This is a genomic window from Microbacterium sp. PI-SA-G (assembly GCF_057215335.1).
The window spans coordinates 633,737-649,844 of the sequence record NZ_CM170103.1; the positions used below are offsets into that span (position 1 = coordinate 633,737).

A 16,108-nucleotide genomic window follows, 5' to 3' on the forward strand; every position below is an offset into this window, starting at 1 on the left:
TCTGCCGGCGGACGGTACATTCGGGGTGTGGCTGCACGTAGTGGTACCCGTCCCCCTGCTCTTCGGAGTTCCTCCCAGATCCCCACGCGTCCTCTGGGCGCGGCAAGCGGTCGTTCCGACACGATCGCTCCTCGTATCCCGCTGGTCGGCGGGACCCCCGTCGTTCCCGGCGGATATCCGGCGAAGGCATTCGTCGGCGAGGTCGTTCCGTTCAGCGTGGTCTCCTTCCGTGAGGGGCACGACGCGATCGGCGTGCATCTGCGGCTGACCGATCCTGAGGGCGGTGAGACACTGCATCGCCTCACCGCCCGCGCCGACGGCACGGACCGGTGGGCTACCGAGGTCGCGATCGATCTGCAGGGCAGCTGGACCTATCGGTTCGAGGCCTTCGCCGACGACTTCGCCACGTGGGCGCACGCCGCATCGCTGAAGGTCGCCGCCGGCGTCGACGTCGAGGTGATGGGCGCTCTCGGCGCCGAGATCCTTTCGCGCGCCGCCGCCGAGACCGACCGTCCCGCGGCGGAACGACGCAGGCTCCTGGCCGATGCCGAGGTGCTCGGCCGCGGCGAGTCGGAGCCGACGCTCGCGCTGTCCCTCGACCCCGACCTCGCCCGCATCTTCGCCGATCGTCCCGTCACGTCGCTCCGTTCCGCGAGTGAGCCCCATGCGCTGGCGGTCGATCGGACGACGGCGGGCGTCGCCTCGTGGTACGAATTCTTCCCCCGATCCGAAGGCGCCAAGCGTCTCAAGGACGGCAGTGTGAAGAGCGGAACGTTCCGTACGGCGATGAAGCGCCTGCCCGGCGTCGCCGCCATGGGCTTCGACGTGCTGTACCTGGTGCCGATCCATCCGATCGGCACGACCAACCGCAAGGGTCGCAACAACACCCTCGTCACCGAGCCCGGCGACCCCGGCTCCCCGTACGCCATCGGTTCCGCCGAGGGCGGGCACGACGCGATCCATCCCGATCTCGGCACGCTTCAGGATTTCCGCGCCTTCGTGAAGGCCGCGCAGAAGCAGGGTCTCGAGGTGGCGCTCGACCTCGCACTGCAGGCGTCGCCGGACCACCCCTGGGTCGCCGAGCACCCGGAGTGGTTCACCAGCCTCCCCGACGGCTCGATCGCCTACGCCGAGAACCCGCCGAAGAAGTATCAGGACATCTACCCGGTCAACTTCGACAACGACCCGGCGGGCATCTACGCCGAGGTGCTGAGGATCGTGCAGCACTGGGTCGCGCAGGGCGTGAAGATCTTCCGCGTCGACAACCCGCACACCAAGCCCCTGCAGTTCTGGGAGTGGCTCATCGCCACCGTGAACGTGCAGGACCCCGACGTGATCTTCCTCGCGGAGGCCTTCACTCGCCCGGCCGTCATGCGCGCGTTGGCCGCCGTCGGATTCCAGCAGAGCTACAGCTACTTCACATGGCGCAACACGAAGGACGAGCTCGAGGAGTTCCTCACCTCCGTGTCGCAGGAGACGAGCGACTATATGCGCCCGAACCTCTTCGTGAACACGCACGACATCCTCACGGAGTATCTCCAGTACGGCGGACCGGCGGCGTATCGCATCCGCGCCTGCATCGCCGCCACGGCAGCGCCGCTCTGGGGTGTCTACGCCGGCTACGAGCTCATCGAGAACGTCGCGCGTCCCGGTTCCGAAGAGAATATCGACAACGAGAAGTACGAGTACAAGTTCCGAGACTGGGACGGTGCCGAGGAGCGCGGAGAGTCCCTCGCTCCCCTGCTGCGCAGACTCAACGCCATCCGCCACGCGCACCCGGCGCTCCGCCAGCTGCGCAACTTCCAGGCTCACTGGAGCGACGACGAGGCGGTGCTCGTGTACAGCAAGCATCTCGACGCCGCGTTCACCGGCACGGGCCGAGCGGACACCATCATCGTCGTCGTGAACGTGGACCCGCACTCGATGCGCGAGACCACCGTGCACCTCGACAGCACCGTGTGGGGCGTGCCGAACGGCGAGCCCTTCGAGGTGGAGGATCTCCTCACCGGCCAGGTCTGGACCTGGGCGGACCACAACTACGTGCGGCTCGACGCCTTCGCCGAGCCCGTGCACATCCTGAAGGTGAGGGAACGAGCATGAGCCATACCGAGGACATCACCGCATCGGCCGAGTGGGCGGCTGTCGCCGGCGGAACCCACCACGACCCGCACTCCGTGCTCGGGGCGCACCCGGAGAAGGACGCCTCCGGTCGCACCTCAACCGTCATCCGGGTTCGTCGGCCGCTGGCCGACTCGGTCGCCGCGGTCTTCGCAGACGACAGCCGTCTCGAGCTCGACCATGTCGCCGACGGAATCTGGGAGGCCTCTCACGACGGCCCGCCGGTGCCGTACCGAGTGGCCGCCGTCTACGGAGACGAGCCCGAGTGGATCGTCGGCGACCCGTACCGGCATCTGCCGACCCTCGGCGACATCGATGTGCACCTGATCGCCGAAGGGCGCCACGAGCGCCTCTGGGACGCGCTGGGAGCGCATCCGCGCACGATCGGCGGCGATGATGGAGTCGCGTTCGCCGTCTGGGCGCCGAACGCCAAGGCGGTGCGCGTCGTGGGCGACCACAACGGGTGGAACGGTGAGATCCACGCGATGCGCTCGATGGGCGTGAGCGGGCTCTGGGAACTCTTCATCCCGGATGTTCCGGTCGGAACCCGATACAAGTACCACATCCGGACGCGCTCAGGCGACTGGATCATGAAGGCCGACCCGATGGCGCTGCTCGCCGAGACTCCGCCCGACACCGCCTCGGTCGTCACCGCCGGACACCACGAGTGGTCGGACGGCGCGTGGATGACCCGCCGGGCCGCGACGCACGCCGTGGCGCAGCCCCTTTCGATCTACGAGATCCACCTCGGCTCGTGGAAGACCGGCCTCGGCTATCGCGAAGCGGCCGATCCCCTGATCGCGCACGTCCTCGAGACCGGCTTCACTCACGTCGAGTTCATGCCGCTCTCCGAGCACCCGTTCGGCGGTTCATGGGGCTACCAGGTCAGCGGCTACTACGCCCCGACCAGCCGGTACGGCACCCCGGACGACCTGCGGTATCTCATCGACCGCCTGCACCAGGCCGGCATCGGAGTGATCATGGACTGGGTGCCCGGCCACTTCCCGAAGGACGCCTTCGCCCTGGCCCGGTTCGACGGCCAGGCCCTGTACGAGCACCCGGACCCCCGTCGCGGTGAGCACCAGGACTGGGGCACCCTCATCTTCGACTACGGCCGCCCCGAGGTTCGCAACTTCCTGGTCGCGAACGCCCTGTACTGGTTCAGCGAGTTCCACGTCGACGGTCTGCGTGTCGACGCAGTGGCGTCGATGCTGTACCTCGACTACTCGCGCAACGCAGGCGAATGGGAGCCGAACATCCACGGCGGCCGCGAGAACCTCGAAGCGATCCGCTTCCTGCAGGAGGTCAACGCCACCTCTTACCGGCTGCACCCAGGGGTCATGATGATCGCCGAGGAGTCCACGAGCTTCCCGGGCGTCACCGCCCCCACGAGTCACGCCGGTCTGGGCTTCGGCTTCAAGTGGAACATGGGCTGGATGAACGACTCGCTGCAGTACATACAGCGCGATCCGATGTTCCGCGCGCATCACGAGGGCGAGATGACGTTCTCGTTCGTCTACGCATTCGGCGAGAACTACCTGCTGCCCATCAGTCACGACGAGGTCGTGCACGGCAAGGGCAGTCTGGTCACCAAGATGCCGGGTGACCACTGGCACAAGCTCGCCAACGTCCGCGCCTACCTGTCGTACATGTGGGGGCACCCCGGCAAGAAGCTGCTGTTCATGGGTCAGGAGTTCGGCCAGCTCGGCGAGTGGTCCGAGGGCCGGGAACTCGACTGGTGGCTGCGTGAGCAGCCGGCTCACCACCAGCTGCAGACGTTCGTCGGGGCGCTCAACGACACCTACCGCGCGCAGGCGCCGCTCTGGGAGCGCGACAACGACGCGACCTCGTTCACTCGACTCGGCGCACCGAGCTGGGATCCGACGGTGATCGCGTTCGAACGGCGAGACGCGCACGGAGGACGGCTCGTGGTCATCACGAACTTCTCCGGTGTCGAGCACGCCGGCTACCGGCTCGCGCTGCCCCGTGAGGGCGTGTGGCAGGAAGTGCTGAACTCCGACGCCGGCGAATACGGCGGCCGCGGTTCGGGCAACCTCGGTATGGTCATCGCGCACGCGGAAGGCGATTCCGCAGTGGCGACGATCACCCTTCCGGCGCTGTCGACGCTGTGGTTGCGCCACGAGCCGGAGCCACACGTGCCGACGATCAGCAAGGGCTGACGACAGAACCCCTCTGGCCCGCGGTATCACCGAGGTCAGAGGGGTTTCAGTTTGTGCGCGAACGGGCGAGAAGCCCGCTCAGAAAAGCAGCGAGGTGAGTCGGTTTCGCGCGGCGACGACCCGCGGGTCGGTCACACCGATGAGGCCGAAGAGCTCGACCAGGCGCTCGCGCACGGGAGCGCGCTCGTCGGCAGGGAGCTGCGGGAACAAGGCCAGCAGGCGCGCGAACGCGTCGTCGACGTGACCGCCGGCCAGGTCGAGGTCGGCCACATCGAACTGCGCCTGCACGTCGAGAGGCCCGGCCGCTGCCGCCGCACGTGCTGACTGCAGGTTGAGACCCTGCACGCGGTGCAGCAGCCGAACCTGTCCGAGCCCGGCGATCGCATCCTCGTCGCGCGGGTTCTCGGCGAGAGCACGCTCGTACGCGGTGATGGCGCGCGCGTAGTCGCCGTTCTCGATGGCCGCGAAGGCCTCGGCGTGCAGCGGCGGAAGCTCCGGTTCCTCGGCCGGGGCATCTGTCGCGGGATCGGCGTCGCCGGTCGGGAGCGTGCCGGTGACGCCGTTCTGGGCGGCCACCTGCAGGAGCTGAGCGAAGACCTCGCGGACCTGGGCCTCGGGCACCGCCCCCGTGAACATCGGAACGGGCTGACCGGCGATGAGTGCCACCACCATCGGGATGGACTGCGCACGAAAGCTCTGGGCGAGCTGCGGGTTCGCATCGACGTCGACCTTGGCGAGCAGCACGCGTCCGCCGAGCTCGCGCGTCACCTTCTCGATGATCGGACTGAGCTGCTTGCAGGGGCCGCACCATTCGGCCCAGAGGTCCACCACGACGGGAACCGTCCGGGAGATCTCGAGGATCTGGCCGAAGGTCGCATCGGTCACATCCACCACGACATCCCCGACGCGCGGCTGTGCGCCACCGTCGGCGGGCGCGGACGCACCGCCCGCTGGAGCGGCACCCGACGGCCGATTGCGAAGAGAGGACAGGTCGACGGCACCGCGGAGGGCCGCAGGAGAGATATCGGTCACTTGATCACCTTCACGGAGACGAGGTCCTGACGGACGGCGAGGAGTCGGATCTGCTCGGACGAGCCCTGGGCGGGAACCGAGAAGAAGAGCTGGAATTCGTACGTGGTCTCGACGCCCTTGGCCGACTCGGAGACGCCGGTCAGTGCTTTCGCCTGCGCGTTGTCCCCGAACCGGATCACCGCGTCTGCGGACGTCGGCGCGATCGTCTCGGCGTCTGTCAGAGCCACGCTCACGATCGCTCCGCTGTCGAGGGTGGTCAACGAGACGGGAGCGTCGCCGGTCGGCGCGATGTCGAACGTCGCGGTCGAGGTTTCGGCCGCGCCGTTGTCGGCGAGCGTCTGGACGACCGCCTGGCGGCTGTCGCGGATCGAGGTCGCCAGGCTGAGCGCCTGCTCGTCGAACAGGCTGGAGAAGGCACTGGTCTCGCCGGTGTCCACGACATCGGCGAACGCGGCGGCGATGTCCGCCGGCGGCAGCGTGAGGAAGGCGGAGTCTGCGGGTACCATCGACGTGCCGAGCCACGCGGCTGCGACGTCCGGCAGCGCGACGTCGGCGGCCATGTCGGCGATGTTCGTCACCTTGTAGGTCGACCAGGGATCCTGCTGCGTGGCCGTCAGGATGACCGGCGGCACCGTGTCATCGGTGGTGCTCTTGGAGAGCAGCAGGACGGTCCGCGGCCAGCGATCCGTTGCCTCCGGGAGCACGACCTCGACCTTGTCGGTGGGGATCGCCGCCGGTGGCGTCGACTCGGGCAGCGCGGTCCGCAGCGCGTACTCGGTGGTCCGCGCGGTCAGCGCGGGACCGTCGAGCCGCGTCGCCGCAAGATCGATGTCCATGGTGGCGTCCGCCTCCGCGACTGTGGCCGAGATCTCGGTGAGGATCCGCATCGCCTGTGACTCCGTGACGGCGGGCGGCTTCTGGTTCTCGGGGGCGATGACGGTGGGAGACGGAGAGGGCGTGGGCGTGGCTCCCTCGAACTGGGGCCAGGAGTCCGACGAGCATCCGGCCACGAGCAGCGCCGTGAGACCGAGCGCGGGGATGGCCAGCAGGCGACGTCGCGGACGGTGCGCGCGAATCGCGTTCGCCGCTCCGCCCTTGTTCTCCTGCGCCACATCGGCCTCCGGTGAGTCATCGGGCGTCGTCGGTGCGTCCGGCGTGGCCGACGCGGGCGGCGCGATCGCCTCGCGCTCAGCAGGCGGCAATGACGCGAGATCGATCGGCTCGGTGACCGGAAGCGGACCCGGACCCTTGCGGCGCGGACCGCGACCGCGACGCTGATGACGGATGCCGAGCACGTACAGGATCAATCCGACGAGCAGGACAACCGCTCCCGCGGCCATCAGCGGGCCGGCCAACGGCGTCGAGCGGTCCAGCGGCCACGAGACGACGACGTCAGAGGGAGCGTTCCGCAGGCCGTCATACGCGATGAGCACGCTGACACCCTCCGGCAGCTGCATGTCGTCCGAGATGAGCCTGTCGGTCTCGGTGAACGAATCCAGCCAGAGATCGGAACCGACCGGGTTGCGCGTCACCGGCTCTTCGGTGGGCGTCTCCGTCGCGTCGGTCTCCGGCGCAGGCGCGGTGATGTGCTCGACGTCGAGCGCCCCCTCATCACCGACCGACACCTGGTTGTAGTCGGAGTCGGCGAGCCAGGCCTCCATGTCGTCGGTGCGGCCGTAGGCGGCGAAGATCTCGCCCTCGCCCCGGATCAGCAGCGTCTGCGAGCCGGGGTTGGTACGCAGAACATCACCGTCCATCAGCAGGAACGGGGCGGGCTCTTCCACCTCCACACGGGTCTGCTGCGTTTCCGGGCCCAGGAAGACGGTTCGCTGAGCGATTCCGGCTCCGATGAGCAGCGCGGCCAGGACGAAGGCCACGACGGCCCATACGAAACGCACGAATAGTCTCCTCACGCACCCCGGGACAACGCCCGAGACGCCACTCTCGACATTCCAGACTAGCGACATCATCTGTGTGTTGCCCACGAGGAGCCTCGACTGCCTCCCCCACGGCACGTCGCGGGTCACGAAGGGCCGCCTCTCGATAGCCTGACAGCAGCCGTTTCGAGGAGCACACATGAAGATCCATAACCCGTTCCGCACGGCCCTCGTGGCGACGCTCGGCGTCGGTCTGGGCATCCTCCTGATCGGGAGCCTGCAGAGCCTTTCGACGGTGCTCCTCTATGTCGGAACCGCGCTGTTCCTGAGCCTCGGTCTCGACCCGCTGGTCACCTTCCTCGAGCGCCGAAAGCTGCCGCGCTGGCTTGCCGTGCTGGTCACGATCCTCGGCGTGCTGGCGATCTTCGTCGGGATCATCCTGATCGTGCTGCCGGTGCTGGTGGAGCAGATCTCCCAGCTGGTCAGCGAGATCACCACCATCGCGCTACGTGGCACGCTCCTCGACGACGTGCGCCAGTGGATGGAGACCGCCTTTCCGAACCTGCAGGTCGATGTCGTCTTCGCCTACGTCGCCGACTGGCTCGAGACGAACCTGACGACGATCGGCGGGTCGATCGGCCAGGGGGTGATCGCCGCCAGCGGGGCGCTGCTCGCCGGCACCTTCGGAGCGTTCATCGTGCTGATCCTGACCATCTACCTGACCGCGTCCACACCGTCGCTGAAGCGTGCGGTGTACCAGCTCGCGCCCGCTTCGAAGCGCGAGCGCTTCATCGACCTCGCGGACCAGATCACCGACTCCGTGGGCTACTACGTGATGGGTCAGGTCTCTCTCGGCGTCATCAACGGCGTGCTCAGCGCGATCTACCTGTCGATCATCCAGGCGCCGTTCCCCGCCGTGCTCGCCGTCATCGCCTTCTTCTTCTCGCTCATCCCTCTGGTGGGAACGCTCACCGGGTCGACGCTGATCGTGCTGATCTGCCTGCTCCCCGGGCTGGGATCGCCCGAGACGGCTCTCGCGGCCGGCATCTACTATCTGATCTACATGCAGATCGAGGCGTACGTCATCTCTCCGCGCATCATGAGCCGTGCGGTGTCGGTGCCCGGCGCGGTCGTGGTCGTCGCGGCTCTCGCAGGCGGAAGCCTGCTGGGTCTGCTCGGGGCGCTGATCGCGATCCCGGTCGCGGCGAGCATCCTGATCATCTACCGCCAGGTGCTCATCCCCCGGATGAACGAGCTCTGACCCGGATCAGTCCTCGGCGGGCCAATGCGTCGCGAGCGGCAGGGCTGCGGGGTTCACGGCCGCGACGATCTCGGTGAGCACCGTACGGGTCTGGGTCTCACCGACCCAGAGGTGCTTCCCTCCCTCGACCGGGATCAGGGTGGCGTGCGGGACCGATGCGAAGCGCTCTCGCGCCTCGTCGGGGCGCAGGTAGTCGTCGAACTCCGGCACCAGAACGATGAGGGGGACATCGGTGTGCGCCCATGCCGCCACGTCAGCGGCTGTCGCCCTGTGCAGAGGTGGAGACAGCAGAATCACGCCGGCGATGTCGTGATCACGGCCGTACTTCAGCGCCAGCTCCGTGCCGAACGACCACCCGAGCAGCCAGGGCGCGGGAAGACCGCGCTGCCGCACGAAGTCCATCGCAGCGGCCACGTCGAACTGCTCCGCCGCTCCCCCATCGAAGGCTCCCTGACTCACGCCACGCGGCGATGCCGTGCCGCGCGTGTTGAATCGCAGAACCGCGAGGTCCGCGAGGGCAGGCAGCCGCGCAGCCGCCTTGCGGAGGATGTGCGAGTCCATGAAGCCGCCTGCCGTCGGCAGCGGGTGCAGGGTGACGAGGGTGGCCACAGGAGGCCGCTCGGCGGGGGACGCGAGTTCACCGACCAGAGTCAGGCCGTCCGCCGTCTCCAGCTCGATCTCCTCGCGCCGGGCCGGAAGCTCCAACGGTCCGCGGATCTCCATGCTCATGCCATCCTCCAGCAGTGTGTGTGCCAATGCCTGCGGGCCGCCAGGTCGGCTGCGTCGCCCAGGACGCCGTCTGCGCGCCACACCACGAGGTGCGCTTCCGCGACCTCGATCGGCCGCACGCATCCGGGGCAGACGTAGGACTTCTGCGCCTGCGCTCCCGAGATCGGCTGAACGCTCCACTCAGTCCCGCGCCGCGTCTCCGTCCGCTTCCACCCCGCGATGAGTCGGTTCAGGGAGTCGTCGGGATCAGGGCGCGCCGGAGTCCTTCGTCGTGAGCGTGGCATCGCGCCGACTCACCACCAGTGGTTGTTGATCCAGAAGTCGTACGCGCCGGACCAGCTTCCGTAACGTCCGGTCGCGTATCCGTTCGCCCAGCGGAGATTGTCGACGGGATCGTAGCCGTTGCCGGGCACCTTGCTGCAGGGCAGCGCCTGCACGAGACCGCAGGCGCCGGAGGACTTGTTGGTGGCGTTGGGGTTCCAGCCGCTCTCGCGCGACACGACGTAGTCGACGTAACCCCAGTCCGACTCGGCGATGCCGGCCGCGGCCATCCACTCGGCGGGGGCACCACCGCCGGTGTAGAACACCGGCCCGCCGCCGCCGTTGTCGTTCGAGGTCGTCTTGGTCTTCGTCGACGTCGTCGTGGGCGGAGGAGGCGGAGGGGGCGTGGGCTTCGGCGTGACGTACACCTCGAAAGTCCCGCGAGCGACCGGTGCGATCGCGGCACCCTCGACGGTGACGGTGAGGTTCTGCGTGTCTTCGAGAGCGACGGAATACGCGCTGTCCGGGGCGTCGGGAGTGATCGGGTCGGCCAGCGCGATTCCGGTCGGCGCCACGATCGCACCCGCGAACGCGACGACGGCGAGAGTGGCGAAGACACTGACGACCCCGCGCCGCCGTGACCACCGGCGCGTGCCGGCGCGCGGGGACGCCGCGACCGCCGCGGGCACCGGCGAGGCGTCGCTTCGTTCAGGAGTCATGTCGATTCGGGAGTTCACGATGCAGAACAGTCTACGCAATTCGGGCTGGGACGACCATGGGAGCTGTCACCGCACCGCCAGGATCACGTCGATCGTGGCATCCAACAGGGCATCGACCTGCTCTTCGCGGTAGCCGCCGCGCTGCATGCGGAAGGCCGCAGAGCGCAGTTGCTCGGCTGAGAGCGCCTCGCCGTCACGCAGGTACCGCACGACGCGATCCGAGACGTGGTCAACCTCGTCCAGACGGTAGCCGAACGTGAGGAGGCCCGTGCGTGCGAACCGGTGGCGCGGCGGTCGCGCCAGGTGGTCGAGGATCGTCTGGGCATCCTGACGCGCCTGCTCGACCCACACGCCCGCGCCCCGTGTGCGCACGATCCGCTCGCGTTCGCGCGCGGCGAAGGCGTCTTCCACGCGACCGAGCGCGGCATCGACGTCGGCCACGACATAGCCGCCCTTGACCAGTGGGAACGACGCGGTACGCACGTCCGCTGCCTCGAGCTGGTCTCCCCCGGTCTCGAACTCACGACGAGCGGATGCCAAGAAGTTGTCGACCGCGGAACGGTGGTAGCCCAGCGTCTTTCCCGTCGTCAGTGCGAACGCCGGGGGCGTATCGCTCACGGCGTTCTCGTCGACTGCCTGATCGTCGGTCACAGCACCACCCAAGGAGAGAAGAGGAAATAGAGTGCCAGCGCAGGAATCGTCGACGGCAGGATGCTGTCCAGCCGGTCGAGGAGGCCGCCGTGCCCGGGCAACCAGGAACTCATGTCCTTGATGCCGATGTCGCGCTTGAGCATGGACTCGCCGAGGTCACCGAGAGTCGCCGTGAGCAGAATCGATGCGCCGAAGATGAGGCCGAACCACCACGGAAGCTCGAGCAGGAAGAGTGCGAGCAGCACACCGGCCGCCAGCGATGCGACGACGGCGCCGCCGAAACCCTCCCAGGTCTTCTTGGGACTGATCCTCGGCGCCATGGGGTGTCGCCCGAAGGCGAGACCGGCGGCATACGCGCCGGTGTCGGCCGCGACCGCCACCGCGATGAACCCGAGGACCCACCACTGGCCGCCGTCCTGCTTCAACAGGATCAGCGCGACGCCGGCGAGGAACGGAACGTAGATCTGGACGAAACCTCCGACGATCGCATCCGTCAGCACGTCGCCGTATGTGCGACCGTCCTGCTCGAGCATCTGCGCCATCAGACGCCACACGATCACGAAGGCGACCGCGAGGAACAGCACGATCCAGCACAGCCAGACTTCGGCGAAGTAGGCCGAGAGCACCAGGAGCGTCGCCGCGATCAGCTGCGGGATGACGTCGATACGGCGTCCTGAGGAGCGCAGCGCCCGCGAGAGCTCGTACGTGCCCAGCAGCGCAGCCGCCAGCGCGAACGGCACGAACAGGATCTTGATGAACAGCAGGGATCCGAGCAGTGCGGCCCCGAAGCCGAGGCCGATCAGGATCGCGAGGATCAGGTCGCGACCGGTTCGTTGCTTGATGCGCTCGTTCGCCTGATCGAGCTGATCACGCGCGTACGAGACATGCGTGCCGAGTTCGTCGCGCGCCGCGCGCCACTGCTCGCGGATCGCATTGTGATCGGCTGTGTCGAGGACGTGCACGCCAGGAGTCGCCCCGGCAACGGGGTTCTGGTGGTCGACGGGCAACGGCGGCCGCGGGGGCACACCCGTCGTGTCGAAGCCGGAGATCGAGCCGTCGGCCAGCGGGACACCGCCGTCGGAGACGGACGCGTCGCGCACCGGTCCTTCGTGCTCGGCGTCTCGCTTGTCGTCGGTCATCCCGCTTACACCTCGAGGAGTTCGGCCTCTTTGCGCTTGAGAGCGTCGTCGATCAGATCCACGTGCTGACGGGTCAGAGCATCGAGCTCCTTCTCGCCGCGCGAGATCTCGTCTTCGCCCAACTCGCTCTTCAGCGCATCGAGTTCATCCTTCGCCTTGCGACGGATGCCCCGGACGTGCACCTTCGCGTCCTCGGCCTTGGTCTTGACGAGCTTGACGTACTCCTTGCGGCGATCCGCCGTGAGCTCGGGCATCGAGACGCGCACGATGTTGCCATCGTTGGAGGGGTTAGCGCCGAGGTTCGGCATGTCGCGGATCGCCTGCTCGATCGCCTTCAGCGCCGACTTGTCGTAGGGCGTGACGACGAGGGTGCGCGCCTCCTGGTTCGCCAGCGAAGCCAGCTGTCCGAGGGGGGTCGGCGTGCCGTAGTAGTCGACGAGGACCTTCTGGAACAGCTGGGGGTTGGCCCGACCGGTGCGCACCGTGGAGAAGTCCTCCTTGGCGGCCTCGACCGCCCGTGCCATTCGGGAGGTGGTTTCAGCGAGGACATCCGCGATCACGGTGACTCCTATCGTCGAGGTGTTCTGAAATTCTATCGCCCGCGAGAGGCGACGCCCGCCCGCCGCTCAGGCGGTGACGAGAGTGCCGATCGGCTCGCCGAGCAGCGCGCGGGTCACATTGCCCGCCGGCTCCATGCCGAACACGCGCATGTCCATGTTGTTGTCCATGCACAGGCTGAAAGCGGTGGAGTCGACGACCTTGAGGTCGCGCTGCAGCGCGTCGCGGTATGTGACCCGTTCGATGCGCTCCGCGTCGGCATGTTTGTTCGGGTCTGCGGTGTAGATCGCATCGACGCCGTTCTTGGCGACGAGGACCTCCTGCGCGCCGATCTCCAGCGCGCGCTGCGCGGCGACGGTGTCGGTCGAGAAGTACGGAAGCCCCGCTCCGGCGCCGAAGATCACGACGCGCCCCTTCTCGAGGTGCCGTTCGGCGCGACGCGGGATGTAGGGCTCGGCGACCTGGGTCATCGAGATGGCGGACTGCACGCGTGTGGCGGCTCCGGCCTGCTCCAGGAAGTCCTGGAGGGCAAGGGCGTTCATCACCGTTCCCAGCATGCCCATGTAGTCCGCACGGCCGCGGTCCATGCCGCGCTGGCTGAGCTCGGCTCCGCGGAAGAAGTTGCCGCCGCCGACGACGATCGCCACCTCGACACGGTCGACCGCTGCGGCGATGTCGCGGGCGATCTGCGAGACGACGTCCGGGCTGACGCCCAGCTGACCGGCTCCGAATGCTTCGCCGGAGAGCTTGAGAAGGACGCGACGGCGTCCGGTTCGTTCAGTCATGGGTGGGGGTGTCCTCTCGTCCCGATTCAAGATAGTGCCTCGTGGGCATGAAGAAGGGGTTCGGATCTCGATGATCCGAACCCCTTCGACGGTGCTACGCGCCGACCTTGAAGCGCGCGAAGTCCGTCACGGTGATACCGGCGTCCTTCGCCACCTGGGCGACGGAGAGCTTGTTGTCCTTCGCGTAGTCCTGCTCGAGCAGTGCGACCTGCTTGATGAACGCGGACACGCGACCCTCGACGATCTTGGGCAGAGCCGCTTCCGGCTTGCCCTCGTTGCGGGAGATCTCGGTGACGATCGCGCGCTCCTTCTCGACGGCGTCCGCGGGGACGTCCTCACGAGACAGGTACGACGGGTTCGCGAACGAGATGTGCTGGGCGATGCTGCGCGCAGTCTCGGCGTCGTCACCCGTGTAGGCGACGACGACACCGATCTGCGGCGGCAGGTCCTTGCTGGTGCGGTGCAGGTAGACCTCGACGTTGTCGCCGACAATCGTGCGCACGCGACGCAGTTCGACCTTCTCGCCGATGATCGCTGCCTCTTCCGAGATCAGCTGGTCGACGGTCTGGCCGCCGGCCGTGGCGGCGAGTGCCGCCTCGACCGAGTCGGCCTTCACGGCGGCGACAGCGTCGGCGACCTTCTCGGCCAGTGTGATGAACCGCTCGTTCTTCGCGACGAAGTCGGTCTCGCAGGCGAGCTCGATGAGCGTCACGGAACCGTCCTGCTCGCGAGCGACGATCAGTCCCTCGCTCGTCGAGCGGTCGGCGCGCTTGGCGTTGCCCTTGGCACCCTTCAGACGCAGGATCTCGGTGGCCTTCTGGACGTCGCCGTCAGCCTCCTCGAGCGCCTTCTTGGTGTCGACCATTCCCGTGCCGAGCTGCTCACGCAGCGCCTTGAGGTCGGCGATGGTGAAGTTGGCCATGTGTGGTGGCTCCTTGCTTCGTGATGTGTAAGTGGTCGCGGAAATTACTTGGCGTCTGCCTCGGCGGGGGCGACCTCAGCGGTCTCCTCAGCGGAAGCGTCAGCAGCGGGCGCCTCAGCGGCGGCCTCGTCGGCTGCAGGTGCCTCGACGGCGGCCTCATCGGCTGCGGTCTCGACGACCTCGGCCTCAGCGGCGGGTGCCTCAGCCTCGACGGCGGGTGCCTCGGCGTCAGCCGCGGGTGCCTCGTCGGCGGGAGTCTCGAGAAGCTCCTTCTCCCACTCGGCCAGCGGCTCAGCGTCGCCGGACTCGGGGTTGTGCTTCTGCTGCAGGCCCTCGGCAGCGGCGTCCGCGATGATGCGGGTCAGCAGCGAGACGGACCGGATCGCGTCGTCGTTGCCGGGGATCGGGTACTGGAAGTCATCCGGGTCGGCGTTCGTGTCGAGGATTCCGATCACGGGGATGCCGAGCTTCTTGGCCTCATCGATCGCGAGGTGCTCGCGCTTGGCGTCGACGACCCAGATGGCGGACGGCGTCTTGGTGAGGTTGCGGATACCGCCGAGCGACTTGTGCAGCTTGTCGAGCTCGCGCTTCTTGAGCAGGAGCTCCTTCTTGGTGAAGCCGCTGTTCGCGGGGGTCTCGTAGTCGAGCTCCTCGAGCTCCTTCATGCGTGCGAGACGCTTGGAGATCGTCTGGAAGTTCGTCAGGAGTCCACCGAGCCAGCGCTGGTTTACGAAGGGCTGGCCGACGCGCGTCGCCTGCTCGGCGAGGATCTCCTGCGCCTGCTTCTTGGTGCCGACGAAGAGGATCGTGCCACCGTGAGCGACGGTCTCCTTGACGAAGTCGTAGGCCTTGTCGATGTAGCCGAGCGACTGCTGCAGGTCGATGATGTGGATGCCGCTGCGCTCGGTGAGGATGAAGCGCTTCACCTTCGGGTTCCACCGGCGAGTCTGGTGTCCGAAGTGCACGCCGCTGTCGAGCAGCTGGCGGATGGTGACCACAGCCATGGTCGTCTCCTGGTTCTGGCGCGTCAGGCGCCGTTGAGGTTGTCAAGCCGATCGGTGGATCGGACTTCCTGGTGCCCGGCGCACACCCGCCTTCTCGGAAGAAGGACCTGAGGGAGTGGATGCCACGACCGGAGTCGCTCTGGGCACGCGTAGTCACCTCGAAGTCGAGGCGCCCTTCCAGCATACAGGACACCGACGGTGGGCCGATGCTGGGCTACGTGTTCATCCGGACTGCACGGAGTCCGTGATCGAGCGATCTCTCCCCCGCCCGCGTGGAGCGCTGTCGCACCTCGCTCCCCCGGGGGCCCAGGGCGACGACGATATCGCCATGACCGTTCGTCCCCGCCTGCTGGGCCCGCTCGTCCTCCTGCTGCTGCTGTCACCGCTCGGAGTGACAGCCGCTTCCGCGGCTCAGCCGCATCGTGCGACGACTGTGCCCGCCCCGCCGTGGATCTGGCCGGCGCAGGAGCCACGCGTGATCGTCGAGCCCTACCGCGCTCCGGCGCACGCGTACGGCACAGGGCACCGCGGAGTCGATGTCGTTGCCATGCGAGGCTCTCCCGTGCTCTCGCCAGCGGCCGGCGTCGTGGCCTTCCGCGGGACCGTGGTCGATCGCCCGCTCGTCACGATCACCCACGACAGCGGGGTGGTGACCACTCTCGAGCCGGTGGAGTCATCGTTGACGCCCGGCGACGTCCTGACCGCAGGTGACCAGGTCGGCACGGTGGGCACCGGTGGTCATAGCGCGGCGGACACCCTGCACATCGGCGTTCGGGTGGACGGCGCGTACGTCGATCCGCTTTCGATGTTCGGCGGGGCGGAGCGAGCGGTGCTGCTTCCGTGCTGCGACCCGTGACTGCGGACGAGTCCGT

15 protein-coding genes are annotated in these 16,108 nt (G+C 67.9%); 4 read left to right on the plus strand and 11 right to left on the minus strand.

Annotation, left to right across the window (positions count from 1 at the left end; genetic code table 11):
• The first annotated feature begins 27 nt into the window (after positions 1 to 27).
• Complete coding sequence (locus AC2D10_RS03255; protein WP_484710425.1) at positions 28 to 2,100, plus strand: alpha-1,4-glucan--maltose-1-phosphate maltosyltransferase; 2,073 nt, start codon at positions 28 to 30, stop codon at positions 2,098 to 2,100.
• Complete coding sequence (gene glgB / locus AC2D10_RS03260; protein WP_484710426.1) at positions 2,097 to 4,298, plus strand: 1,4-alpha-glucan branching protein GlgB; 2,202 nt, start codon at positions 2,097 to 2,099, stop codon at positions 4,296 to 4,298. The genes AC2D10_RS03255 and glgB overlap by 4 nt, the downstream gene beginning before the upstream one ends.
• 78 nt (positions 4,299 to 4,376) lie before the next feature.
• Here the strand turns inward: glgB and AC2D10_RS03265 are convergent, their stop codons facing one another.
• Complete coding sequence (locus tag AC2D10_RS03265) at positions 4,377 to 5,330, minus strand: tetratricopeptide repeat protein (protein WP_484710428.1); 954 nt, start codon at positions 5,328 to 5,330, stop codon at positions 4,377 to 4,379.
• Positions 5,327 to 7,228 carry a DUF8094 domain-containing protein gene (locus tag AC2D10_RS03270; RefSeq protein ID WP_484710429.1) on the minus strand — a complete coding sequence of 634 codons (1,902 nt, stop codon included), beginning with the start codon at positions 7,226 to 7,228 and terminating at the stop codon, positions 5,327 to 5,329. Before AC2D10_RS03270 ends, AC2D10_RS03265 begins: the two co-directional genes overlap by 4 nt.
• 178 nt (positions 7,229 to 7,406) lie before the next feature.
• On the opposite strand from AC2D10_RS03270, the gene AC2D10_RS03275 reads away from it, so the two are divergent.
• Positions 7,407 to 8,468 carry an AI-2E family transporter gene (locus tag AC2D10_RS03275; RefSeq protein WP_484710430.1) on the plus strand — a complete coding sequence of 354 codons (1,062 nt, stop codon included), beginning with the start codon at positions 7,407 to 7,409 and terminating at the stop codon, positions 8,466 to 8,468.
• A gap of 6 nt (positions 8,469 to 8,474) precedes the next feature.
• Here AC2D10_RS03275 and AC2D10_RS03280 read toward each other — a convergent pair whose 3' ends face one another.
• The 9 genes from AC2D10_RS03280 to rpsB all read right to left on the minus strand — a co-directional run bounded on the left by AC2D10_RS03280 (position 8,475) and on the right by rpsB (position 15,236).
• Entirely contained in the window at positions 8,475 to 9,191 is a 717-nt protein-coding gene (locus AC2D10_RS03280; protein WP_484711797.1) for an alpha/beta hydrolase, read from the minus strand.
• 2 nt (positions 9,192 to 9,193) lie between these two features.
• Positions 9,194 to 9,481, minus strand: coding sequence for a hypothetical protein (locus AC2D10_RS03285; RefSeq protein ID WP_484710431.1), 288 nt, complete (start codon positions 9,479 to 9,481; stop codon positions 9,194 to 9,196).
• A 9-nt stretch (positions 9,482 to 9,490) separates the two neighbouring features.
• Positions 9,491 to 10,195, minus strand: coding sequence for an aggregation-promoting factor C-terminal-like domain-containing protein (locus AC2D10_RS03290; RefSeq protein ID WP_484710433.1), 705 nt, complete (start codon positions 10,193 to 10,195; stop codon positions 9,491 to 9,493).
• Between the two features lie 48 nt (positions 10,196 to 10,243).
• The gene (locus AC2D10_RS03295; protein WP_484710435.1) at positions 10,244 to 10,828 is read right to left on the minus strand and encodes a DivIVA domain-containing protein; all 585 of its coding nucleotides are present in this window, start codon (positions 10,826 to 10,828) and stop codon (positions 10,244 to 10,246) included.
• Complete coding sequence (locus tag AC2D10_RS03300; RefSeq protein ID WP_484710436.1) at positions 10,825 to 11,967, minus strand: phosphatidate cytidylyltransferase; 1,143 nt, start codon at positions 11,965 to 11,967, stop codon at positions 10,825 to 10,827. The genes AC2D10_RS03295 and AC2D10_RS03300 overlap by 4 nt, the downstream gene beginning before the upstream one ends.
• 5 nt (positions 11,968 to 11,972) lie before the next feature.
• Entirely contained in the window at positions 11,973 to 12,527 is a 555-nt protein-coding gene (gene frr, locus AC2D10_RS03305) for a ribosome recycling factor (protein WP_484710438.1), read from the minus strand.
• A gap of 66 nt (positions 12,528 to 12,593) precedes the next feature.
• A complete protein-coding gene (pyrH, locus tag AC2D10_RS03310; protein WP_484710439.1) occupies positions 12,594 to 13,310 on the minus strand; it encodes a UMP kinase in 717 nt (238 codons plus the stop codon).
• 94 nt (positions 13,311 to 13,404) lie between these two features.
• On the minus strand, positions 13,405 to 14,232 hold the full coding sequence (gene tsf / locus AC2D10_RS03315; protein ID WP_484710441.1) for a translation elongation factor Ts: 828 nt from the start codon (positions 14,230 to 14,232) through the stop codon (positions 13,405 to 13,407).
• Between the two features lie 44 nt (positions 14,233 to 14,276).
• Entirely contained in the window at positions 14,277 to 15,236 is a 960-nt protein-coding gene (gene rpsB, locus AC2D10_RS03320; protein WP_484710442.1) for a 30S ribosomal protein S2, read from the minus strand.
• A 328-nt stretch (positions 15,237 to 15,564) separates the two neighbouring features.
• On the opposite strand from rpsB, the gene AC2D10_RS03325 reads away from it, so the two are divergent.
• A complete protein-coding gene (locus AC2D10_RS03325) occupies positions 15,565 to 16,092 on the plus strand; it encodes a M23 family metallopeptidase (protein ID WP_484710443.1) in 528 nt (175 codons plus the stop codon).
• Positions 16,093 to 16,108 lie beyond the last annotated feature (16 nt).

What these genes read in the sequence shown, in the direction of transcription:
- glgB (WP_484710426.1), top strand. Translation starts at nt 2,097, where the DNA reads ATGAGCCATACCGAGGACATCACCGCATCGGCCGAGTGGGCGGCTGTC.
- AC2D10_RS03275 (WP_484710430.1), top strand. Translation starts at nt 7,407, where the DNA reads ATGAAGATCCATAACCCGTTCCGCACGGCCCTCGTGGCGACGCTCGGC.
- AC2D10_RS03280 (WP_484711797.1), bottom strand. Translation starts at nt 9,191, where the DNA reads ATGGAGATCCGCGGACCGTTGGAGCTTCCGGCCCGGCGCGAGGAGATC.
- AC2D10_RS03285 (WP_484710431.1), bottom strand. Translation starts at nt 9,481, where the DNA reads ATGCCACGCTCACGACGAAGGACTCCGGCGCGCCCTGATCCCGACGAC.
- AC2D10_RS03300 (WP_484710436.1), bottom strand. Translation starts at nt 11,967, where the DNA reads ATGACCGACGACAAGCGAGACGCCGAGCACGAAGGACCGGTGCGCGAC.
- pyrH (WP_484710439.1), bottom strand. Translation starts at nt 13,310, where the DNA reads ATGACTGAACGAACCGGACGCCGTCGCGTCCTTCTCAAGCTCTCCGGC.
- tsf (WP_484710441.1), bottom strand. Translation starts at nt 14,232, where the DNA reads ATGGCCAACTTCACCATCGCCGACCTCAAGGCGCTGCGTGAGCAGCTC.
- rpsB (WP_484710442.1), bottom strand. Translation starts at nt 15,236, where the DNA reads ATGGCTGTGGTCACCATCCGCCAGCTGCTCGACAGCGGCGTGCACTTC.
- AC2D10_RS03325 (WP_484710443.1), top strand. Translation starts at nt 15,565, where the DNA reads ATGACCGTTCGTCCCCGCCTGCTGGGCCCGCTCGTCCTCCTGCTGCTG.